This window comes from Glycomyces sp. NPDC021274 (assembly GCF_040641195.1).
In the GTDB taxonomy this organism is placed as follows: domain Bacteria; phylum Actinomycetota; class Actinomycetes; order Mycobacteriales; family Micromonosporaceae; genus Glycomyces.
In genome coordinates, this window is record NZ_JBFADC010000016.1 from 36,228 (window position 1) to 57,081 (window position 20,854).

At 70.1% G+C, this 20,854-nt stretch carries 18 protein-coding genes and 1 pseudogene; 12 read left to right on the top strand and 7 right to left on the bottom strand.

Annotation, left to right across the window (positions count from 1 at the left end; all coding sequences use genetic code 11):
* Positions 1-54: 54 nt before the first annotated feature.
* A complete protein-coding gene (locus AB0I03_RS24420) occupies positions 55-261 on the bottom strand; it encodes a hypothetical protein (RefSeq protein ID WP_360416637.1) in 207 nt (68 codons plus the stop codon).
* Here AB0I03_RS24420 and AB0I03_RS24425 point away from each other — a divergent pair.
* From AB0I03_RS24425 to nudC, 3 genes are read left to right on the top strand one after another with little or no spacing between them, the layout of a single operon-like run.
* Positions 260-1,561: a pitrilysin family protein gene (locus AB0I03_RS24425; RefSeq protein ID WP_360416639.1), complete on the top strand. Its 1,302-nt coding sequence runs from the start codon at positions 260-262 to the stop codon at positions 1,559-1,561. The genes AB0I03_RS24420 and AB0I03_RS24425 overlap by 2 nt on opposite strands.
* Positions 1,558-2,868 carry a pitrilysin family protein gene (locus AB0I03_RS24430; protein WP_360416641.1) on the top strand — a complete coding sequence of 437 codons (1,311 nt, stop codon included), beginning with the start codon at positions 1,558-1,560 and terminating at the stop codon, positions 2,866-2,868. Before AB0I03_RS24425 ends, AB0I03_RS24430 begins: the two co-directional genes overlap by 4 nt.
* Positions 2,865-3,746, top strand: a complete 882-nt coding sequence (gene nudC / locus AB0I03_RS24435) for an NAD(+) diphosphatase (RefSeq protein WP_360416643.1) — start codon at positions 2,865-2,867, stop codon at positions 3,744-3,746. Before AB0I03_RS24430 ends, nudC begins: the two co-directional genes overlap by 4 nt.
* Before the next feature lie 132 nt (positions 3,747-3,878).
* Here nudC and AB0I03_RS24440 read toward each other — a convergent pair.
* Both AB0I03_RS24440 and AB0I03_RS24445 read right to left on the bottom strand, forming a co-directional pair.
* Positions 3,879-4,700, bottom strand: a pseudogene (locus AB0I03_RS24440) (EamA family transporter); the annotation flags it as partial.
* A 180-nt stretch (positions 4,701-4,880) separates the two neighbouring features.
* Positions 4,881-5,114 (bottom strand): mycoredoxin, encoded by a 234-nt coding sequence (locus AB0I03_RS24445; RefSeq protein ID WP_360416645.1) that lies wholly within the window; start codon positions 5,112-5,114, stop codon positions 4,881-4,883.
* A gap of 168 nt (positions 5,115-5,282) precedes the next feature.
* On the opposite strand from AB0I03_RS24445, the gene AB0I03_RS24450 reads away from it, so the two are divergent.
* The 4 genes from AB0I03_RS24450 (at position 5,283) to AB0I03_RS24465 (ending at position 8,757) form a co-directional block, all read left to right on the top strand.
* Positions 5,283-7,430, top strand: a complete 2,148-nt coding sequence (locus AB0I03_RS24450) for an ATP-dependent DNA helicase UvrD2 (RefSeq protein ID WP_360416647.1) — start codon at positions 5,283-5,285, stop codon at positions 7,428-7,430.
* 221 nt (positions 7,431-7,651) lie between these two features.
* Positions 7,652-8,020, top strand: a complete 369-nt coding sequence (locus AB0I03_RS24455) for a hypothetical protein (RefSeq protein WP_360416649.1) — start codon at positions 7,652-7,654, stop codon at positions 8,018-8,020.
* Positions 8,021-8,179: 159 nt separating this feature from the next.
* Positions 8,180-8,539 (top strand): WhiB family transcriptional regulator, encoded by a 360-nt coding sequence (locus AB0I03_RS24460; RefSeq protein WP_353895565.1) that lies wholly within the window; start codon positions 8,180-8,182, stop codon positions 8,537-8,539.
* A complete protein-coding gene (locus AB0I03_RS24465) occupies positions 8,536-8,757 on the top strand; it encodes a hypothetical protein (RefSeq protein ID WP_360416651.1) in 222 nt (73 codons plus the stop codon). The genes AB0I03_RS24460 and AB0I03_RS24465 overlap by 4 nt, the downstream gene beginning before the upstream one ends.
* A 110-nt stretch (positions 8,758-8,867) precedes the next feature.
* Here AB0I03_RS24465 and AB0I03_RS24470 read toward each other — a convergent pair whose 3' ends face one another.
* Positions 8,868-10,166, bottom strand: a complete 1,299-nt coding sequence (locus tag AB0I03_RS24470; RefSeq protein ID WP_360416653.1) for an AarF/UbiB family protein — start codon at positions 10,164-10,166, stop codon at positions 8,868-8,870.
* Between the two features lie 364 nt (positions 10,167-10,530).
* Between AB0I03_RS24470 and AB0I03_RS24475 the strand changes: the two genes are divergently transcribed.
* Entirely contained in the window at positions 10,531-10,695 is a 165-nt protein-coding gene (locus AB0I03_RS24475; protein ID WP_360416655.1) for a DUF5679 domain-containing protein, read from the top strand.
* Between the two features lie 145 nt (positions 10,696-10,840).
* Positions 10,841-11,371 (top strand): M48 family metallopeptidase, encoded by a 531-nt coding sequence (locus AB0I03_RS24480; RefSeq protein ID WP_360416657.1) that lies wholly within the window; start codon positions 10,841-10,843, stop codon positions 11,369-11,371.
* A 24-nt stretch (positions 11,372-11,395) separates the two neighbouring features.
* Here AB0I03_RS24480 and AB0I03_RS24485 read toward each other — a convergent pair whose 3' ends face one another.
* Positions 11,396-12,664 (bottom strand): zinc-dependent metalloprotease, encoded by a 1,269-nt coding sequence (locus AB0I03_RS24485; RefSeq protein ID WP_360416659.1) that lies wholly within the window; start codon positions 12,662-12,664, stop codon positions 11,396-11,398.
* 112 nt (positions 12,665-12,776) lie between these two features.
* On the opposite strand from AB0I03_RS24485, the gene AB0I03_RS24490 reads away from it, so the two are divergent.
* Both AB0I03_RS24490 and AB0I03_RS24495 read left to right on the top strand, forming a co-directional pair.
* Positions 12,777-13,748, top strand: coding sequence for a PDZ domain-containing protein (locus AB0I03_RS24490; protein ID WP_360416661.1), 972 nt, complete (start codon positions 12,777-12,779; stop codon positions 13,746-13,748).
* Between the two features lie 164 nt (positions 13,749-13,912).
* Positions 13,913-16,882, top strand: a complete 2,970-nt coding sequence (locus AB0I03_RS24495) for a UPF0182 family protein (protein WP_360416663.1) — start codon at positions 13,913-13,915, stop codon at positions 16,880-16,882.
* Between the two features lie 259 nt (positions 16,883-17,141).
* On the opposite strand, the gene AB0I03_RS24500 is transcribed toward AB0I03_RS24495, so the two are convergent.
* Together AB0I03_RS24500 and AB0I03_RS24505 are read right to left on the bottom strand one after the other, a co-directional pair.
* Positions 17,142-18,965 (bottom strand): protein kinase, encoded by a 1,824-nt coding sequence (locus AB0I03_RS24500; RefSeq protein WP_360416665.1) that lies wholly within the window; start codon positions 18,963-18,965, stop codon positions 17,142-17,144.
* A 235-nt stretch (positions 18,966-19,200) separates the two neighbouring features.
* On the bottom strand, positions 19,201-19,503 hold the full coding sequence (locus AB0I03_RS24505) for a hypothetical protein (RefSeq protein ID WP_360416667.1): 303 nt from the start codon (positions 19,501-19,503) through the stop codon (positions 19,201-19,203).
* 364 nt (positions 19,504-19,867) lie between these two features.
* Between AB0I03_RS24505 and AB0I03_RS24510 the strand changes: the two genes are divergently transcribed.
* Positions 19,868-20,806 carry a helix-turn-helix transcriptional regulator gene (locus AB0I03_RS24510; protein ID WP_360416669.1) on the top strand — a complete coding sequence of 313 codons (939 nt, stop codon included), beginning with the start codon at positions 19,868-19,870 and terminating at the stop codon, positions 20,804-20,806.
* Positions 20,807-20,854: the final 48 nt, after the last annotated feature.

A 20,854-nucleotide genomic window follows, 5' to 3' on the forward strand; every position in this document is an offset into this window, starting at 1 on the left:
GATCGCTTTCGCTGTGGGAGATCGCCGCTTCGGGGCGCGGCGGTGCAGGAGCCCTCAGCAGGCGCACATTCGGCAGCACGACGCGGCGGCGCCGTGGGCGTCGCTGAGGCGTTCGATGTGCTCCGAGTTCATAGCCCAGAAGTCAAGCAGGGATTCGTGCCGCATCCAAGCACTTGTGACGAACGCCGCGAACTCCCAAGGCGGCTTGCGGGCCATTGCTTGGCGGAGCGCGGACACCGAGCTGAGATAGGGTTCGGCCATGACTGTTGCGACGATTCCCGCTCCGGCGTTCGCGATCGAGCGGTTCAAACTCGGCAACGGGCTGCGGGTGGTCCTCGCGCCGGACCCCGGAGCCCCCGTGGTCGGCGTAGCGGTGGTGTACGACGTGGGCATGCGCTCCGAGCCCGAGGGCCGGACCGGTTTCGCCCACCTGTTCGAGCACATGATGTTCCAGGGCTCGCACAACGTGGGCAAGGCCGAGCACATGCGGCACGTGCAGTCCGCGGGCGGCACCTTCAACGGCTCGACCCACATCGACTACACCGACTACTTCAACCTCCTGCCGTCCAACGGCCTCGAACTCGCGCTGTTCCTGGAGGCCGACCGCATGCGCGGCCCGGCGATCACCGAGGAGAACCTCGCGAACCAGGTCTCGGTGGTGAAGGAGGAGATCCGGGTCAACGTCCTCAACCGCCCCTACGGCGGCTTCCCGTGGATCAAGCTCCCGCCGGTCATGTTCGACACCTTCGCGAACTCGCACGACGGCTACGGCTCGTTCGTCGACCTCGACGCCGCCACGGTGGAGGACGCGCAGTCGTTCTTCAACGCCTACTACCCGGCCTCGAACGCGGTCCTGTCGGTCGCGGGCGACTTCGACCTGACGCAGGCCCGTGAACTGGTCGAACGCCACTTCGGCACCGTGGAGGCCCGCACTGCGCCGGCGCACCCGTCGTTCGCCGAACCGGACCTCAGCGCTGAACGCCGCGTCTCGTACACCGATGAGCGCGCGACCCTCCCGGCCGTCGCGGTCGCCTGGCGCGTCCCCGACCCGGTCACCGAACTCGACGACTTCCTGCCGTACGTGGTCCTCGGCGAGCTCCTCACCGACGGCGACGCGTCGCGCCTGGTCGAGCGGCTCATCCACACCGACCGCACCGCCACCGCCGTGGCCGCGCACACCACGTTCATGGCCGAGCCGTTCGCGTCCCGCGGGCCGACGGTGATGCTCGTCCAGGCGTTCCTACCGCCCGGCAACGCCGTCGACACCGTGCTCGGCACGATCCAGGAAGAGCTGGCGCGCATCGCCGAAGGCGTCGACGAGGCCGAGCTCGACCGCGTCAAGGCCCGCGTCGCCGCCCAGCTGCTGCGCGGCGACGACTCGGTCATGGGACGCTCGCGCCGCTTCGCGACCGCCGAGATCTTCCACGGCGACGCCGCGATGTCGACCCGCTTCCCGGTCCTGCTCGGCGAGGTCACCGGCGAGGCCGTCGCCCGAGCGGCGGCGGCGCTGACGCCGAACCGCCGCGCCGTTCTCGAAGTCATCCCAGGAGGAGCGCAGTGAGCAACGTCATTCCCGGTCTCGCGCCGGAAGTCCCGCTGTCCCTGCCGGTCCCGGTCGAGCGGACCCTCCCGAACGGCCTCCGGGTGCTGCTCACGCGCCGCCCCGGCGTCCCGCTCGCCGAGGTGCGCCTGTCGATCCCGGCCGCGCACGCCGACCTCGCCGTCGCCGACCTGCTCTCCGCGGCCCTGTTCTCCGGGACCGAGACCAGTTCGATGACCCAGATCGCCCAGCGCCTCCAAGGCGTCGGCGGCGCGCTCGGCTCCGGGGCCGACCCGGACCGGATCGCCGTGTCCGGCAACAGCCTCGCCACCGGCCTGCCCGAACTCCTGGAGGTCCTCGGCGAGCTCCTCAAGGCCGCCGACTACCCGGAGGGCCCGCTCGCGGTCGAGCGCTCCCGCATCATCGACGGCCTCTCGGTCGCCGAGCAGCAGCCGGACTTCCAGGTCAACCGCGTCCTCGACGCGCGCCTGTGGAGCGGCCACCCGTACGGCCACCAGCAGCCGACCGCCGCCGAGGTCGAGGTCGTCGACCGCGACGCGGTCCTCGCCCTGCACGCCGCCCGTGTGCACCCGGTCGGCGCGCGCCTGGTCATCGTGGGGGACATCGACACCGACGCGGCCTTCGCCGCCGTCGAGAAGGCCCTCGGCGACTGGAACGGCGCGGGCGTGCCGCGCCTCATGGAGCCGCTGCCCGCGCTCGTCCCGGGACCGCTCGTCCTGGTGGACCGGCCCGGTTCGGTCCAGTCCGCGATCCGCGTCGCCTACCCGGCCGTCGATCGCACCCACCCCGACAACGCCGCGCAGCACCTCGCGAACATGATCTTCGGCGGCTACTTCTCCTCGCGCCTGGTCATGAACCTGCGCGAGACGAAGGGCTACGGCTACTCGCCGCGCTCGCGCGTGGACCACGCGCCGGCCGGCTCGATCCAGCTCGCCGCGGTCGACGTCGCCACCGAGGTGACCGGCCCCGCGCTCGCGGAGGTCCACGCGGAACTGCGCGGCATGGCCGAGCGCCCGCCCGCTGCTGAGGAACTCGACCTGGCCCGCCGCTACGCGCTCGGCTCGGTCAAGCTCGCCACCGCGACCCAGGCGGGCATCGCCAACTACATCTCCGTGCTCGCCGCCGCGGGCCTGCCGCTGGCCTGGCTCGCCGAGCACTCCGAGCGGATCCGCGAGGTCACGCCCGCCGACATCCAGCGCGTCGCGGCCGAGCGGCTCGACCCCGACCGCGCCGTGACCGTGGTCCTCGGCGACGGGGGCGAGATCCGCGAAGCGCTCAACGCGTTCGGGGAGATCGAAGCCGCATGAGCCACCCGCCCTTGGCGATCGACGTGCTCGACCGGTTCGGCGAGTACCGCGGCGACGACGAATGGCTCACGGCCGCTTGGGAACAGGCGCAGATCGTCGTCTGCGACCCGGTGAACGAGCGCATCGCCGCGGACGAGGACGGCCTGCACTACTTCGACGCCGCGACCGCGCCCGAAGGCCAGCGGATCTACCTCGGCGGCGACAGCCCGCCCGTGTTCACCGTCCTCGCCGACCTGCCCGACGGCCTGCCCGGCCGCTGGATCAAGCCGGACTGGGACCGCCGCGACCTCGCGATCGCCGTGCAGGCCATCGCGATCGGCCACTGGCACGCGACCTACCGGTTCCACCCGACCACCGGCGAGCCGCTGAGCGCCCGCCAGGCGGGCTGGGAACTCGAGGCCGTCTCGGGCCGCCCGGTGTTCCCGCGCACCGACCCGGCCGTGATCGTCCTCATCGACGACGGCGCCGACCGCGTCCTGCTCGCGCAGCACCGCCGCTACTCCGGCACCCCGAAGACCGGTCCGGCGGCCGTCCGCAGCAACCGGTACGCCTGCATCGCGGGATTCGTCGAGCCGGGCGAGTCGGCGGAGGCCGCCGTGCACCGCGAAGTGGGCGAGGAGATCGGCATCAAGATCGACCGCCTCGTGTACGTCTCGAGCCAGCCGTGGCCCTACCCGCGCTCGCTCATGCTCGGCTACCGGGCCACCGCGGACCCCGCGCAGCAGCTGCTCCTCCAGGCGGAGGAGATCACGGACGCGCGCTGGTTCACCCGCGACGAGGTGCGGCAGATGTGGGTCGACACCGAGGACTCGACGCCGAGCGCCGTACGGATCTCCATCGCGCGCTTCCTGATCGACGGCTGGCTCGCCGAAGCATAAGACTTTCGTGACGGCCGCTTCGGCGGTCTCGTCGGGAATCCCCGCCTTGGCGGACACGGCGCGCTGCGCGGTGAACACCCCGGCGATCACCACGAACCCGCCGATGACCTGCGGCACCGTCAGCGCCTCGCCGAGCAGCGCCCAGGCGGAGAGCGAGGCGACCACGACCTCGGCGTACCCGATGCCGCCGGCGACGGGCGCCGTGATGAAGCGGAGCCCGCTCAGGCCCAGGCCGTACGCGAGCGCGGTGCAGCCGATGAGCAGGAGCACGCTGACCAGCCCGGTGGTCTCGACGCCGCCGAGCGCGACCTCCGACGACAGCGTCGCCCAGTCGAGCGCCCACGGCGCGGCGAAGGGCGCCAAGGCGACCGCGCCGACGGCGAAGCCGACCGCGAGCAGCACCCGCACGTCCACTTTCGCGGTGAGCCGTTCGCCCGAGAGGAAGTACGTGGCCTGGCAGGCGGCCGCGGCCGAACCGGCCACGAGGCCCACGGCGTCGAGCCGCAGGCCCGACCAGACCTCGACGACGATGCACAGGCCCGCGATACTCAGCAGCGTGCCGATCACCGCGGCGCGCGGCAGCACCGTGCGCCGTACGAAGCGCACCCAGGCGACGACCACGATGGGCCCCATGAACTCCAGCAGGAGCGCGATGCCGACGGGCAGGCGCTCGACCGCGATGAAGTAGAAGGCCTGCACCGCGGCGATCGCGGTGAGGCCGAAGAGGACCAGCGCGCGCCACGGCAGGCGCTCGTCACTGCCGCGCAGCCGCAGCAGCGGCACGATGGCGGCGGCGACCGCGATGAGTCCGACACCGCAGATGCGCAGCCATGTGACCTGGATGGGGGTGAGTCCGGCCTGGATCACGACCTTGCCGAAGGGGCCGCAGACGCCGAAGAACAGCGACGCTGCCAGAACGAGGGTGACGCCGAGGGCGGCGCGGGGTGACGACATACAGGCTCCATTGCTCACGAACAGTGCACATGAAAAAAGGCCCGGGACGGATCCATCCCGGGCCTTGAATGCTTAGCGACCACCCCTCGAAGTCGCTAAGCAAGCTTGACGAGTCAACTATAGGGCATCGTACCGGCTTTGTGTCCTAAACGTGACCATAGTCTCGGCATGTGGCACAGGTCAAGCGTTGATCTTCGCTTTCACCTGCGCCAGAGAGGGATTCGTCAGCGCGCTGCCGTCCTCGAAGAGCACCGTCGGGACGGTCATGTTGCCGCCGTTGACCCCCATGACGAACGCAGCGGCCTCGGGGTCCTCCTCGATGTTGACCTCTTTGAAGAGCACGCCCTCCCGGTCGAACGCCGACTTCAGCCGCTTGCAGTAACCGCACCAGGTGGTGCTGTACATGGTGATCATCGAACCTCCTTCATCATCGACAGTAACGCGATACCGCACAGGGGCATTCCTTCCGGACGCAGATCATCGTGGCAGTGCTCACGTCCGGCGACGCCCGCGAGCCCCGCCCGCCCGTCACCGCCCCGCGGCCCACCAGTTCTTGTCGGAGGCCTCTGGGACACTGGTCGGATGACCGCACGCGATCAGGCCATCGAACAACTCCTCTCCGGACTCGACCCTGAACAGCGCGAGGCGGTGACCGCCCCGCCGGGACCGGTCTGCATCCTGGCCGGCGCCGGCACCGGCAAGACGCGCGCGGTCACCCACCGCATCGCCTGGCGCGTGCTGCGCGGCGACATGCGCGGCCAGCACGTCACCGCCGTCACCTTCACCGCCCGCGCGGCGGGGGAGATGCGCGACCGCCTCCGCGGCCTCGGCGTCGCCGGCGTCAACGCCCGCACCTTCCACTCCGCGGCACTGCGCCAGCTCCGCTACTTCGGCACCCGCCGCTTCGGCGGCCAGCTCCCCGAACTCGTCGACTCCACCCTCAAGTTCACGGCCATCGCCGCCGCCCGCGCCGGACTCCAGACCTCCCGCGCCAAGAACTTCGACCTCACCACCGAGATCGAATGGGCCGCCTCATCGCTCATCGGCCCCGACGACTACGTGAGCGCCATCGCCGCCCTCGGCCGCGACGCCCCCGCCGCCCCCGAGGACGTCGCCAAGGTCTACGCCGCCTACATCGAGGCCAAGCGCCGCGCCGGCGTCATGGACTTCGCCGACGTGCTCGCGTACACCGCCGACCTCATCAGCGACCACGCCGCCACCGCCGACCAGATCCGCAGCCAGTACCGGTTCTTCGTCGTCGACGAGTACCAGGACGTCACCCCGCTCCAGCAGCGCCTGCTCGACGCCTGGCTCGGCGACCGCGACGACATCACCGTGGTGGGCGACGCCAGCCAGACCATCTACTCCTTCACCGGCGCCACCTCCCGGAACCTGCTCGACTTCACCCGCCGCCACCGCAACGCCGCGCTCGTGCGCCTCGTGCGCGACTACCGCTCCACCCCCCAGGTGGTCGGCCTCGCCAACCAGATCATCGGCGAGTCCAAAGGGCGCGAAGCGAAGATGCGCCTCGAACTCGTCGGCCAGCGGCCCGACGGCCCCGCCGTCACGGCCGAGGTCTTCGCCGACGAGGCCGAGGAGGCGGACATGATCGCCCGCCGCTGCTCCAAGCTCATCGCCGACGGCCTCAGCCCTTCGGAGATCGCGGTCCTCTACCGCACGAACGCCCAGTCGCAGGCCTATGAAGAGGCGCTGGCCTCCTACGGCGTGCCCACGGTGATCACCGGCGCGGCGCGCTTCTTCGACCGGCCCGAGGTGCGCCAGGCCGTGGTCGCCCTGCGCTCGGCCGCCAAGACCGAGATCGGCGCGATGCCACTGGCCGAGGCGGTGCCCGCCGCGCTCGAAGCGGTCGGCTGGCGCCCTGACGCCGCGCCTTCCGGTGGGGCGCAGCGCGAAGCGTACGAAGCGGTCGCCGCGATCGCGGCGTTGTCAGAACAGTTCTTGGAGCACCACCGGGCGAACCCCGACGAGGACGGCCCGGACCCCGACCTCGAGGCGTTCTGCGCCGAGCTCTCCCGGCGGGCCGCCGAGCAGCACGCGCCGGCCGTCGAAGGGGTCACCCTCGCGAGCCTCCACGCGGCCAAGGGCCTCGAGTGGGACGCGGTGTTCCTGGTCGGCCTCGCCGACGGCACGCTGCCGACCACGTTCGCCCGCACCGAGACCGCGCTGGAAGAGGAGCGCCGCCTGCTGTACGTCGGCATCACCCGCGCCCGCGAGCGCCTGCAGCTCTCCTACGGGCTCGCCCGCAACGCGGGCGGGCGCGAGCGGCGGCTCTGCCGCTTCCTCGCGCCGCTCGGCCTCGGCGGCTTCCCGCGCCCGTCCGACCCCGGTGCGGCGGCGCCGAAGCCGCGCGAGCGCAAGAAGGCGAAGGTCCTCGACTGCTCGGGCTGCGGCAAGCCGCTCACCGACGCGCGCGACCGCAAGCTGGGGCATTGCGAAGATTGTCCCGCCACTATGGACGAGGGTCTGTTCGAGCGGCTGCGCGAGTGGCGCGTCAGCGTGGCCAAGCAGGACGGTAAGCCGGCCTTCACGGTCTTCACTGATGTGACCTTGATCGCTATCGCCGAGCGCTGTCCGGGATCCGACAGTGAGCTCGCCTCCCTGCACGGCATCGGCAAGTCCAAACTCGACAAATATGGCCCGGCGGTGTTGCACCTGGTCAACGGCGGAGAGGTGACGGAGGCCATCGCGATGTGCAACAGCGAGTCCTGACCGGCACTTGACCGGTAAATCTCATGGCAAAAACTTTCTCGCGAGACTCGCAGAAAAAGACGTTGCGCTCCCAAGCGAGACGGGCGTAGCGTTGCTCAAGCCGGGGTGAGGTGTGTGCCTCAAGGCGGAATACGGTGAAGCTTGCGAGCCGAACCTGCGCCCGGCGACTAGGAGATGAAGACACCATGTTGACCACGAAACCCGAAGGGAGGGGACAGACGATGAAGCTGCTCAACGAAACCCAGAGCACGACGCCGCTCGGCGTGGCGTTCGCAGCCGACGTCTATCGGCACATCGCGCCCGTCTCCGCCCCGGTTCGTGGCACCACTCTGCCCGGCGCCGTCCAGATCACGACGCTGAGCACCGTGAAGACCATTGACAGCACCGATATGGGCACCAATGTCGCCCTCGGACGTGGCCGTGCATTCGCGGGCCTCGGTTGGCAGCCGGTCAACGGCTCCGAGAAGCGTCACGGCGCCACCCGCGGGAGACCGCCTCGAGATCATCGAAAGGGCTTACAGCTAAGCCCGCTCGGAACTCTCGAGGCCGCGAATCCCGCCCCAGGGATCGCGGCCTTTTTGTATGGCTGAAACGCCCGTCACCTCGACGGCGAGTCAGAAATCGGCAAGGTCGCGGCCCACACCAGTTGAAGACAGACGAGACAGATTGCGAAGCAATTGAGTCCTCAGCCAGCACTGATGCGACCGAACGTCGAGAAGACCATCGAGATGAGAGAGGAGACCGAGTTCATGACCGACACCCTCATCGGGCCCGAGCTGCGAGACCAGGCCCGCGAGACCGGCGGCGACCTGGCCTGCCGCGAGTACGACGCGGACCTGTGGTTCTCGGAGCAGCCCACCGAACTGGAGTTCGCCAAGTCCCTGTGCACCGACTGCCCGGTGCGCCTGGCCTGCCTGGCCGGAGCGCTCGAGCGCCACGAGCCCTGGGGCGTGTGGGGCGGCGAGATCTTCGAGAAGGGCAACGTCGTGGCCCGCAAGCGGCCCCGCGGCCGGCCCCGTAAGGACGCCGCGCTCATCGAGCAGGCCGCCCAGGCGGAGCTCGCCGAGCGGACCCGGGAACTCGCGCTCGCGGGGGTGACGGTGTCATGACGGTCGACTACCTGAGCCGCCATCTCAAGAAGGATGTCGGCGCCCCGGATCTCGAAGTGCTCCTCGGCGAGGAGATCGAAGCGGTCCGGCCGCTGCATGAGACGGGCTCGCTGTTCAGCGGGGTCGGACGACTCCGGATGCGGAGCCTGTGGAAGGAAGCCGGCTACGCCCGGACGCCGCGACACACCGGACGGCACCGCCGCCGGGGCCGACTTTGACGACGCACTAACCGCGTTGGCTGAAGGGGTCCATCCCTGAGAGGGGATGGGCCCCTTTTGTTATGCAGCCCGGCGTCGTACTCGGCAACGTGCGCTTACGCGAGCGGCGCTCAGCGGTTCGGGTCGGTGCCTTCGGGGTCGGCGAACCCGGGGAGCCACTCCTCGAGGATCGAGCGCCACTTCGCGGTCGCGCCGAGCTGGCACAGGACGCCGATGGAACCCATGGTCACGCGATGGATGAGCAGGTACGCGGGCGGGAAGCTCATCTGCTTGTTCAGCTTCGCGGCCTCGGAGCCCTGCCCGGTCAGCCGGGTGCTCTCCTTGCGCAGCCATTCGCGCGAGAACTGGAACTCGTCGCCCGCGATCGGCTCGAGCATCGGCTGGAGCAGATCGAGCATCGCCTTCGCGTCGATCTTCAGGCCCGGCGGGACGAAGCCCTCGCCGCGCAGTCCCGCGACGACGTCGTCGGCCTTCCCGTCGAGCGTGAGCCGCGTCAACCGGCCGACCTGCACCGGCATCCCGCCGGGCATGCGCGCGGCCGCGCCGAAGTCGTACACCACGAGCCGCCCGTCCTCGCCGATCGCGAAGTTCCCCGGGTGCGGGTCGGCGTGCAGGAGTCCGGCGCGCTTCGGCGCCGAGAAGTGCAGCGTCGCCAGCCGGAGGCCGGCCGCGTCGCGCTCCTCCTGCGTGCCCTCGGTGATGACCTCCGACAGCGGGCGTCCGGCGATCCACTCGGTCACGAGCACTTCGCCGCTCGCGTGCACCACCTGGGGCACCACGATGAGCGGGTCGTCCAGGAAGGCCTCGGCGAACTGCTGCTGGGTGGCCGCCTCCAGCTCGTAGTCGAGCTCTTCGAGGAGCCGCTCGCGCAGCTCCACGGTGATCTTCTTGACGTCGAAGTTCGGTTGCAGCACTTTGAACATCGGGGCCATGCGCGAGAGGTGGCGCAGGTCGGAGCGGAGCGCGTCGCCCGCGCCCGGGTACTGGATCTTGACGGCGACCTGCCGGCCGTCGTGCCACACCGCCCGGTGGACCTGCCCGATGCTCGCGGCCGCGGCCGGCGCGTCGTCGAACTCAGCGAACCGCTCGCGCCAGTCGGCGCCCATCTGCCGCTCGAGCACCCCGTGGACGCTGGCAACCGGCAGCGGGGGAGCGGCGTTCTGGAGTTTCGTGAGCGCCTGGCGGTAGGGCGCGGCGAGGTGCTCGGGCAGGGCCGCCTCGAAGATCGAGAGGGCCTGGCCGAGCTTCATCGCACCGCCCTTGAGCTGCCCCAGCACGCTGAACACGTGCTCGGCCGTGCGCCGCTGCGCCTGCTCGCTCAGGATCTCGTCGGCCAGCCCGGTCACCCGCTTGCCCAGCCCCACGGTCGCCCGGCCCGCCAGCCCCAAGGGCAGCGAGGCGAGTTTCATACCTCGAACGATCGCCCGCCGGGGGAGGTCGTCACCCGAATGGCCCGGTCCATGCCTGTCGCTCACGTTCCCAATGCTCTCACGGCGAAGCGGCAGTTGGCGACGGCACGGGTACGCCATGTCGGCCCGTCTCGGCTCCGACCCGGCGTCCTCGTAACGACCCGGCCGTCCCTTACGCCTCCCCCGCCTGGAAGCCCGCTCATGTCACCCACCCGAGTGCTGTGCCCATGTCACCCCTCCGGGTGATGCGGCGAGGCGGGGCTTACAGGCGTGAAATCTGTGGCATTCTGAGGCCGAACGGTCGCACAGAGTGATCGTTGCAACAGGGCCTCATCACAGGCTCGCGCACAACAGGGGGAAACCAGTGGCTCAAGCGACGAAGACCTACACCGGATACTGCGTCAAGTGCCGCGAGAAGCGTGACTTCGAGGGCACCGTGGTCGTCTCGGACTCGGGCCGCCGGATGGCGAAGGGCACGTGCCCGAAGTGCGGCACCAAGATGAACCGGATTCTCGGCAAGGAATCGTGACCTCGGGGCCGGACGGCCCCACCCCCTCGTCTGATCCCATTCTGCGGGAAATCGGCGAGGGGATTTTCTTGGCATTCCACTGCTCTCACCGCAATCGCGACATCCGCGTTATGCGATTGTCACCCCCCGGGTTTAGTGTGCGTTCATGGCGCGCAAAGTGCATCCCCCCGTTGAAGTGCGGCGCTCTCCCCGACGCCGGGCAACCGTAGCGGCCTATGAAGAACGAGGCCGCGTGGTGGTCATGATCCCTGACGCCTTCTCGGAGACCGAGGAGCGGGAGTGGATCGACCACATGCTCGCAAGGCTGCAGAAGCGCGAGGCCCGCGACGGCCGCGCGTCCGACACGGCCCTGCGTGACCGAGCCGTCAGGCTCGCCCGCCGGTACTACCCCGAACACCCCGAATGCGCCGCCCCCAGGAGCGTTCGATGGGTCGACAACCAGCAGCGCAGGTGGGGTTCGTGCACGCCTTCGGACGGCACGATCCGCATCTCCCGCCGGATCATGATGATGCCCTCATGGGTGATCGACTACGTCCTGCTCCACGAACTCGCGCACCTGGTGCACCCCGACCACTCGCGCCCGTTCTGGGACATGGTCGCCCGCTACTCCAAGGCCGAGCGGGCCCGCGGGTACCTCGAAGGCATCGCGGACGCCGAGGCGAGCGAGCGGCAGTAGCCGCCGATCCTCGAATCCCGGGGCCTACTTCTCCCCGGGCTCCTCGTCGTCCTCGTCCTTCGGGTCGTTGACCGCGAGCTGGTCGAACATCGACATGTCGAGGTCCTCGAGCGCCTCGGAGACCGTGGCGAACCCCTCGGGGTGGTCCAGGTCGCCGGCGCTCGGCATGAGGTCCGGGTGCGCCCAGACCGCCTCGCGGCCCTCGATGCCCCGCGCCTCGGTGAGGGAGTGCCACAGCCGCGTGGCCGCGCGCACCTTCGCCGGGTCGAGCTCGAGCCCGACCAGCGCCTCGAACGTCTGCTCGGCGGGCCCGCCGGTGGCCCGGCGCCGCCGTGCGGCCTCCATGAGCCGGTCGATCGTCGGCAGCCGGTCGCCCACGGCCTCGGCCACGACCGTGTTCACCCAGCCGGCGATGAGCGCCAGCATCGTGCCCAGGCGTGACAGCGCCGCCTTCTGCTGCTCGGTGTCCTCGGTCTTGAAGACCTCGCTCAGGTCGAGGGTCGCCGCGGCCTCGGGGTCCATCGGGTCCATGCCCGACATGGCCTCCTCGATCGCGGACTCGTCGATGCGGATCTCCCGCGCGTACGCCTCCAGCGCGCCCAAGAGGTGCGCGCGCAGCCACGGCGCGTGCGTGAACAGGCGGTGGGTCGCGGCCTCGCGCAGCGCCACGTACAGGCGCACCTCCTCGACCGGCAGCTCCAGGCCCTCGGCGTAGGCGGCGAGGTTGCCCGGCAGCAGCGCGGCCACGCCCGTCTTGCCGAGCGGCAGGCCGACCTCGGAGGAGGAGAGCACCTCCCCGGCGAGCTTCGCGAGCGCCTGCCCCATCTGCGCCCCGAACAGGGCCGAGCCGACGCCTTTCATGACGTCGGCCATGGGGCCGAGCATCCCGGCCATCTCCTCGGGCACGAGCGTCTGCATCGCCTCGCCCATCTGGGCGGCGAGCGGCTCGGCGAGCTGCTTCCAGGAGTTCTCGGTCTGCGCGATCCACTGCTTGCGGGTCCACGCGTCAGTGGCCGTGACGCCCGAAGGCCAGTTCACGGCGGAGTCGAGCCAGAGGTCGGCGAGGCGCACGGCCTCGGCGACCTGCGACTGCTCGGCGGGGCCGACGGTGTTCTCGGCCTTCAGTTCGGACTCGGCGAGCTGCTTGGCCAGCTGCCAGTTGACCGGACCGGACGACAGCGACTGCGCCATCATCTGCTGCAGCTGCTGCATCATCTGCTGCACCCGCGGATCGTTCGGGTCGGGCAGGTCGCCGCCCAGGTTGCCGAAGCCGAAAGGAATGTCGGAGCCCATGGGCCAACCGTACGTCAGAGTAGGGGTCCCGGGCCACGGCCCGCCGAACTGAAACGCCCTGTTCGCTGCGGGCCGAACGCGCCTGTGGGCTAGGGCATGTAGGCTTCCGCGCATGCGAAGGCGAGGAATCACAGTCCTGTTGGGTGCGGCCCTGGTGGCGCTGCTGACCTGGCAGGCCCTCACGATGGACGTCGCCTACGTGGTCTTCAGCCCCGGCCCCACCGAGGACGTCCTCGGCGCCGAAGCGGTCGAAGGCGTCGAGCACCAGATCATCAGCGCCGAAACGGAGTACGACTCCGAAGGGCAGCTGCACCTCACCACCGTGCGCGTCAAGCAGTCGGTCACCCTCGTCCAGGCACTGAAGTACTGGACGTCCAATGAGTACGCCATCGTGCCGCGCGACCTCGTCTACCCGCCCGGCGAGTCCGAGGAGGAGATCGCCGAGGAGCAGGAGGCCGACTGGGCCGAATCCCAGTCGAACGCCGAGCAGGCCGCCCTGGCCTACCTCGGCGAGCCCGCCGTCATCGAGGTCGTGGCCGACTCGGGCGGCCTCGTCGCCGGCGACGTCATCACCGCGGTCGACGGCACCGCCGTCACCTCGCTCCAGGACCTCGCCGATTACGCCGAGAGCGAAACCACGGTCACCGTCACCCGCGCCGGAGCGAGCGTCGACGTCCCCGCAGTGACGCTCGGCGAGGCCGATCTGCAGTCCACGCACGACGATCCGTACGGCATCGAGATCGACACCGAGGCCCTCGACATCGGCGGCCCCTCGGCCGGCCTCATCTTCGCGCTCGGCATCGTCGACCGGGTCACCGAGGGCGATCTGACCGACGGGAAGGTCATCGCCGGCACCGGCGAGATCGACGCCGAAGGCAACGTCGGCGGCATCGGCGGCATCCAGCAGAAGATCACCGCATCGGCGGACCTCGGGGCCGAAGTCTTCCTCGCCCCGGCTTCGAACTGTTCGGACGCCGTCACCGTCGCGCCCGACGACATGACTATTGTCAGAGTCGAGACGCTCGCAGACGCGGTCTCGGCGCTCGAGTCCCTAGCGGCCGGCGGGGAAGTCACGACCTGCTGACCCCGCTGAAGTTACGGCTCGTACGCAGCCTCGGCGACACTTGCGAGCCGACACCGAGCGGCCTCGGCGAAGCCTGCGAACCGTAAGAGAGCGAAAGCCGAGCCCGCACCGCAAGACGTGAAGGAGTTGCTGCAGTGGCGAACCGGACGCCCACCCCCCCACGGATGAGCCGACGAGGACGCTACGTCCTGATACTCCTGGTGGGGGCGATAGTCCTCTTGTCGGTACTGGGCTGGCTCGTCGGCCTGCGCACCGACTACCTCTGGTACGACTCGGTCGGCTACACCGCGGTGTTCTCGACCATGATGTGGACCCGCCTGGGGCTCTTCGGGGTCTTCACCCTGGCGATGGCCGCCTGGTGCGGCCTCAACCTCTACCTCGCCTACCGGTTCCGGCCCGACACCTGGCCCGCCACCAGCGAGCAGGAGGGCCTGGAGCGCTACCGCGAGCTCATCTCGCCCAAGGCCGGATGGTGGATCGGCGGCGTCGCCGTCATCGTCGGCATCTTCGCCGGCATGTCCGCCCAGGGCCGCTGGGAGACCTGGCTGCTGTTCCGCCAGGGCGGCGAGTTCGGCGAGAGCGACCCGGTCCTCCACATGGACGCCGGGTTCTACGTCTTCGAACTGCCGTTCTGGCAGTTCCTCATCGGCTTCGGCTTCGCCGCGGTCGTCGTCGGCATCCTCGCCTCCCTCAGCGCCTACTACCTCTACGGCGCACTGCGGTTCTCCGGCACCGGCGACCGCATGACCAACGTCGCCCGCATCCACCTCTCGGTGCTCGTGGCGCTCTTCCTGGGGCTCAAGGCCGTCGCGTACTACTTCGACCGCTTCGACTTCACCACCCAGGACAACCAGGTCACCGGCATCGTCGGCGGCGGCTACACCGAGATGACCGCCCTCATGAACGCCAAGAACGCGCTCATCTGGGTCTCCCTCATCGCGGCCGTCGTCATCCTCGTCTTCTCCTGGGGCTTCACCCGCTCCCTCGCGCTCCCCGCGGCCGCACTCGGCCTCGTCGTGGTCACCGCGATCGCCGCCGGCGGCATCTACCCCGCCGTCGTCCGCAACTTCCAGGTCGAGCCCAACCGCCCCCAGCGCGAAGGCCCCTACGCCCAGCACACCATCGACGGCACGCGGTACGCGTACGGCATGGAGGACCTGGAGACCACCACCTACCCGGTCGCCTCCCAGCCCAACGCCGAGACCATGGCCGCCGACCAGTCCACGGTCCCGTTCGTGCGCCTCATCGACCCGTTCGTCGTCTCGGACGCCTTCACCCAGGCGCAGCAGCCGCGCAGCTTCTACGACTTCAACGAGAAGCTCGACATCGACCGCTACACCTACACCGACGAGAACGGCCAAGAGGTCACACAGGACTTCGTCGTCGGCCTGCGCGAACTCAACCCCAGCCAGCTCGCCGACGAGCAGCAGGACTGGACCGTCGCCCACACCGTCTACACGCACGGCTGGGGCTTCGTCTCCGCCTCGACCACCGAGAGCGACTCGGGCGCGCCCTGCTTCACCTCGGGCGTCCTCTCCGACGACCCCGGCAACTGCCAGATCGGCAACGACATCATCGATGTCGACAAGCCCCAGATCTACTACGGGCTCTTGAACAACGAGTACGCGATCGTCGGCATCCCCAACGGCGACACCCCGCGCGAGTACGACCGGCCGATCGACGTCGCGGTCGCCGACGAGGACTCGACCGAGGAGGACGCCGAGGAGATCGGCGCCGACCGGTACACCACCTTCGAAGGCGACGGCGGCATCGACATCGGCTCCGTCGGCCGCCGGCTCCTCTACGCCTGGGAGTTCCAGGAGCCCCGCTTCCTGCTCTCCGACCAGATCAACGACGAGTCGCAGCTGCTCTACAACCGCAACGTGCGCGAACGCGTCCAGAAGGTCGCCCCGTTCCTCACCGTCGAGGCCGACCCGTACCCGGCCGTCGTCGACGGCGAGATCGTCTGGATCGTCGACGGCTACACCACCACGAACGACTTCCCCTACTCCGACCGGGTCAACCTCGCCGACGCGACGAACGACACCTACTCCGGTCAGGGCGTGGCGAACCAGCCGTCCGAGGAGATCAACTACATCCGCTCCTCGGTCAAGGCAGTGGTGAACGCCTACGACGGCTCCGTTGAGCTCTACGAGTTCGACGACGAGGACCCGATCCTCAAGGCCTGGAACGCGATCTACGGCGGCGACCTCATCACGCCGAAGGAGGAGACCCCCGAGTCCCTCGAGGCGCACTTCCGCTACCCGCAGGACCTGTTCAAGATCCAGCGCAGCCTGCTCCAGCGCTACCACGTCGACGAGTCGCGCACCTTCATCGAGGGCAGCGAGGCCTGGGCGACCCCCGAGGACCCGTCGCAGCAGTCGCCGGTCATCCAGCCGGCCTACTACGTGTACGCGACCTACCCCGAGCAGACGCAGCCGTACTTCCAGCTCACCAGCACCTTCACGCCGAGAAACCGCGAGAACGCGCTGGCGAGCCTCATGTCGGGCTACTACGACGAGAACGGCGATCCGAAACTCCAGATCTACGACGTGGTGGGCGGCGACGACCAGTCGGTGCGGCAGATACACCAGATCATCACGTCCACATCGGAGGTGGTGACGACGCTCCGCGACGCCACGCAGGCCGGCACCACGGTGGAGTGGGGCAACCTGCTCGCGCTGCCGGTGGGCGACGGCATCCTGTACCTCGAACCGATGTACCTGCGACGGCAGGCGGGCGGCCAGGGCGAGGACCTGCCGCGGCTCACGAACGTCGCGATCAGCTACGGCGGCTACGTCGGCTTCGCGCCCAGCTTCGAAGAGGCCGTGGCGATGGTGGTCGACAAGTACGTGTCCGGCGCGCCGAGCGAGGCCGAGCAGAACGAGGGCGAGGAAGGCGAGGAGCCGACCGAGACCCCGTCGGAGACGCCGAGCGAGACGCCTTCGGCCGAGGCTCCGGCCCCAGCCGACCCGCCGGAAGTGGAGGCGGCCATCACGAAGGTCCTCGACGCACAGGCGGCCTACGAGGAGGCGCAGGCCTCCGGCTCGAACGAGCAGGAGGGCGCGGCCCTCGACGCACTGCTCGCAGCGCTCGACGAGCTCGAGGCCGCAAGGCAGGCGGCGGGCCAGTAAGGGCCTTGCCCCGCAATTGAAGTGAAGCGCCCGGCGACCATCTGGTCGCCGGGCGCTTTCGTGTTCGTGGCGTGGATGCGATCGCGAGGCGTGGGAGGCGGCCGCGGGCTCGACCGTCTCCTTGCAGAACGTCAATGCGGGCCGTCGCGGTAGTGCCGGCGAGCGCTGCTGCACTGTTCCATGCGGTCGGCAAGGCACTGTGGACCGCAGCGGGCTTGACCGCCCGCCGGCCCGACCGGTCATCGCGGCGCGTACAGCACTACTGCTCCTCTTCGGGAGCTTCGGTCTCGCCCGTCTCCGGCTTGCAGCCCTCGGCATCGACCGCGCGTCGCACGGTCAACTGCACCGTGGAGCCCGGATCGACTTCGCTTCCGGCGCTGGGCGACTGGCGCACCACGCCGCAGCGGGCCTCGCCTTCGCCCTCGTAGTCCACGGCAGGGGTGAGCCCCGACTCCTCGATTCGCGCGCGGGCGTCGGACTCGGACTGCGTGACCACGTTCGGCACCGCGGTCTTTGCGGGCGGCGGCGGTGACGAGCTCTCGGAGGCACTCGGCGTGCCGCTCGGCGTCAAGGAGGGCCCGGCCGAGGCCGTGCCCGCTTCGGGCTCCGATTGCCCTGCGTCCGAAGCGGTCTCGCTCGGATCGGCCGAAGGCGAGTCGCCTCCGTCGTCGTCGCCCTCATGCCAGACGCCGCCGTCGCCGTCCTGACCCTGGACCTCGGCCCCGTCGAGCCCGGTCTCGCCCGTCGGCAGGGTGCCGCCGCGCTCCTCCTCGTTCCACGGCAGCGTGATCGCGATGGCGCTGATGGCGGCCACGGCCGTGAGCGTGGCGGCGAGCGACAGCCACAGGCCGCGCCGCCGCGAGCGGTCGCGGGGGCTCTCGTCAGCGGGCACCGGGGCCGGGCCGGTCGGACCGGCGGGCGGGGCCGCCGCGTGTGATCCGGTGTGCGCGCCGGTGAACGGCGGCAGCGTGTGCCCGTCGGTGTGCGGCGAGGGGGGCGAGGACGGATGCGGCTCGCGCTGCGGCGACTGCGGCACTGCACGCGAGACCGGTTGCGGCCCGGTCTGGTACGTCGAGAGCTGCCCTGCGCCGAGCCCCGTGTCGCCCTCCGGCGACGGCCGCCGGTGCGCGCCCGAAGGCGGGCCGACCGCGCCGGCACCGGTGCCGATCGAGCCCATGCCGATCGCCGCCCGCGCGGGCTGCACCCGCGTGCGGGCCATGGCTGGTGCGCGGCCTGCGAGCATCGCGGCGCGCGTCTCGTTGCAGGCGTCGGCCAGTTCAGCGGCGTCGGTCCAGCGCGCCGCGGGGTCCTTCTGGAGCGAGCGCCGCACGATCTCGGCGACTTCGTACGGGATCTCGGTGGGCAGCGGCGGCGGGGCGTTGCGCAGGTGGGCCGAGAGCACCCCGAGCGGGGTGTCGGCCTTGAACGGCGGCGACCCGGCCAGGCATTGATGGGCGACGACGCCGAGCGAGTAGAGGTCCGAAGCGGCCGTGAGGTTCTCGCCGGCCGCCTGCTCGGGGGACATGTAGGTGACGGTGCCGAGCACGACCCCGGTGGTCGTGAGGGTCAGGTTGTGGCTGACGCGGGCGATCCCGAAGTCCACCAGGACCACTGAGCCGTCGGAGCGCACGAGGATGTTCCCGGGCTTGATGTCGCGGTGGACGATCCCGGCGGAGTGGGCCACGTGCAGCGCCTCGGCGACGCCGCCGATGACGCGCAGCGAGTCGGCGGGACTGAGCTTGCCCCACAGGCCGAGCAGCCGCGAGAGCGGCTTGCCGTCCACGTACTCCATGATCAGGTACGCGAGCTGGGCGTCCTCGTCCTCGATCTCGCCGTAGTCGTACACCTCGACGACGCCGGGCCCCTGCATGACGGCGATGGCGCGGGCCTCGCGGCGGAAGCGCTCGCGGAACCCGCGGTCGTCGACGAGGTCGGCGAGGAGGACCTTGATGGCGACGGTGCGCCAGAGGATGGTGTCGACGCCCTCCCAGACGTCGCCCATGCCGCCCCCGCCGATGCGGCGTTCGAGCCGGTACCGCCCGTCCAGGACCACGCCTGCCTTGAGGTTGCGAGTGCTCAGCATCCGGCGGCTTTCCCCTTCTCGGCGAAGCTCGCAAGCCGCGAATTCGCAGCCTTGGCGAAGCTCGCGAGCTGTGGTTCCGCAGCTCCGGCGAAGCTTGCGAGCCATCATCTCTGCCCGGTGTCGGACCAGTTCTGAGGGTCTAACGAACGGCGGGGGCTGAGGCTACGCGCTGGATGGGCCGAACTTCGGCTCGATCGAAGGATTTCGGCGCCGCGTCCGCTCGCGGCGCCGGCCGCTAGGACTTCGCCGCGGCGACGACGGCGCCGATGGCGCGGACCGGGGTCGCGGGTCCGGGGAGCGAGCGGGGGGCGGCCCGGCCGCCGACGGCCTGGCCGAGCTGGCCGTCCCAGCACGCCCACGAGTGGCACGGCCAGGACTGGCTGCAGTGTCCGCACACGGGATGCTTGGCGCTGCGCTGGTCGAGGGCGGGTGTGTGGCGTTTCCACCAGCGCGCCTGCACGCGCCAGAGGCTCGGCACCAGCACTTCGCTGGGCGGCTCGTCTGGCGGAGGGTTGTCGAGTGTGTACGGACTGCGCAACGCGGGCTGCCTTTCCGGTCTTTCGATGGGCTGGAATCGATTGTGGCCCTTAGGTTTCGGGGCGTCAGACTCCGGTATGACCTGGTCGATGCCGAGTCGCGGTGTCGAATCGGTACAGTCGAGGGGAGGCGGATAGCCCCTCCGTACAGTAGAATTGCACATGCAGAATTTGGATGCAAGAGGTATAACCGGATCGGGTGGCGATTCCTCCCGCCCCGCGGCCGCGCAGGCGAGACCCGGACGATCGGTCTCGGCGACGCCGGCGGGCCGCACTTGAGAACAGCTGACGTTACCGGGTGAGCGGCCCAGAAGTCCTCCACCACGCGGTGCGTCCTCACCGAATCCGGAGAGATCAGGGTGTCAAATGGGTACATCGAACGACAACGCTGAGAGCGATCTGCCGAAGAAGTTGGGAGGCAAGGCGATGCCTTCGACCGGCAGCCCCACCGTCCGCCGCCGCCGCGCCGGGAAGATCCTCCGGGACCTGCGCGAGAAGTCCGGCAAGGACGCCAATGACGCCGCCGCGGCCCTGGAGGTCACCAGTTCCACGATCTACCGGATGGAGCTCGGCCGGGTCGGGATCAAACCCCGCGACGTCCAGGCCCTGGTGGAGGTCTACGGGGTCGAGGACTCCGACCTCGTCGACGAGCTCGTGCGCCTGGCACGCGACGGCCGCAAGCGCGGCTGGTGGGCGCGGTACTCCGACACCATCTCCCCGCCGTACGCCACGTACATCGGCCTGGAGCAGGACGCCTCCAGCCTGAACGTGTACGACGGCTTGATCATCAACGGGCTCTTGCAGACCCGCGAGTACGCCACGGCCACCTTCGGGATGGTCCCGGAGCTGTCGCAGCGGTTCATGAAGGAGCGGATCGACCTGCGCATGGAGCGCCAGCAGCGCCTGCGCGGGGACCTGAAGATCTGGAACGTCATCGACGAGGCGGCCATCCGCCGCGTCCTCGGCGGGCCGAAGGTCATGATCGACCAGCTGCAGAACCTGCTCGAGCTCGGCTCGCTCCCGAACGTGCACCTCCAGGTGCTGCCCTTCGAGGGCGGGGCCTACCCCGGGATGCTGTCCTCGTTCACGATCCTCGGCTTCGGCCCGCTCGAGGGCGAGGTCGACCCCGGCTACCGCCACCCCGACGTGGTCTACATCGAGGGCCACAACGGCGACGTCTACGAGGAGGGCGCCGACGTGCAGCCCTTCCACGAGATCTTCAGCTACCTGCGCTCGGCCGCGCTGGACCCGGGCCGGAGCCTGGAGTTCATCGAGCAGCAGGCCCAGCACCTCAAGACACTCTGAGACCCTGACCGACGCAAGGGGGCGGACACGGCGCTGACGCCGAGTCCG

What these genes read in the sequence shown, in the direction of transcription:
- AB0I03_RS24500 (WP_360416665.1), bottom strand. Translation starts at nt 18,965, where the DNA reads ATGCTGAGCACTCGCAACCTCAAGGCAGGCGTGGTCCTGGACGGGCGG.
- AB0I03_RS24480 (WP_360416657.1), top strand. Translation starts at nt 10,841, where the DNA reads ATGGCGCGCAAAGTGCATCCCCCCGTTGAAGTGCGGCGCTCTCCCCGA.
- AB0I03_RS24510 (WP_360416669.1), top strand. Translation starts at nt 19,868, where the DNA reads ATGGGTACATCGAACGACAACGCTGAGAGCGATCTGCCGAAGAAGTTG.
- AB0I03_RS24460 (WP_353895565.1), top strand. Translation starts at nt 8,180, where the DNA reads ATGACCGACACCCTCATCGGGCCCGAGCTGCGAGACCAGGCCCGCGAG.
- AB0I03_RS24465 (WP_360416651.1), top strand. Translation starts at nt 8,536, where the DNA reads ATGACGGTCGACTACCTGAGCCGCCATCTCAAGAAGGATGTCGGCGCC.
- AB0I03_RS24495 (WP_360416663.1), top strand. Translation starts at nt 13,913, where the DNA reads ATGAGCCGACGAGGACGCTACGTCCTGATACTCCTGGTGGGGGCGATA.
- AB0I03_RS24425 (WP_360416639.1), top strand. Translation starts at nt 260, where the DNA reads ATGACTGTTGCGACGATTCCCGCTCCGGCGTTCGCGATCGAGCGGTTC.
- AB0I03_RS24450 (WP_360416647.1), top strand. Translation starts at nt 5,283, where the DNA reads ATGACCGCACGCGATCAGGCCATCGAACAACTCCTCTCCGGACTCGAC.
- AB0I03_RS24490 (WP_360416661.1), top strand. Translation starts at nt 12,777, where the DNA reads ATGCGAAGGCGAGGAATCACAGTCCTGTTGGGTGCGGCCCTGGTGGCG.
- AB0I03_RS24485 (WP_360416659.1), bottom strand. Translation starts at nt 12,664, where the DNA reads ATGGGCTCCGACATTCCTTTCGGCTTCGGCAACCTGGGCGGCGACCTG.
- AB0I03_RS24470 (WP_360416653.1), bottom strand. Translation starts at nt 10,166, where the DNA reads ATGAAACTCGCCTCGCTGCCCTTGGGGCTGGCGGGCCGGGCGACCGTG.
- AB0I03_RS24455 (WP_360416649.1), top strand. Translation starts at nt 7,652, where the DNA reads ATGAAGCTGCTCAACGAAACCCAGAGCACGACGCCGCTCGGCGTGGCG.
- nudC (WP_360416643.1), top strand. Translation starts at nt 2,865, where the DNA reads ATGAGCCACCCGCCCTTGGCGATCGACGTGCTCGACCGGTTCGGCGAG.
- AB0I03_RS24445 (WP_360416645.1), bottom strand. Translation starts at nt 5,114, where the DNA reads ATGATCACCATGTACAGCACCACCTGGTGCGGTTACTGCAAGCGGCTG.
- AB0I03_RS24420 (WP_360416637.1), bottom strand. Translation starts at nt 261, where the DNA reads ATGGCCGAACCCTATCTCAGCTCGGTGTCCGCGCTCCGCCAAGCAATG.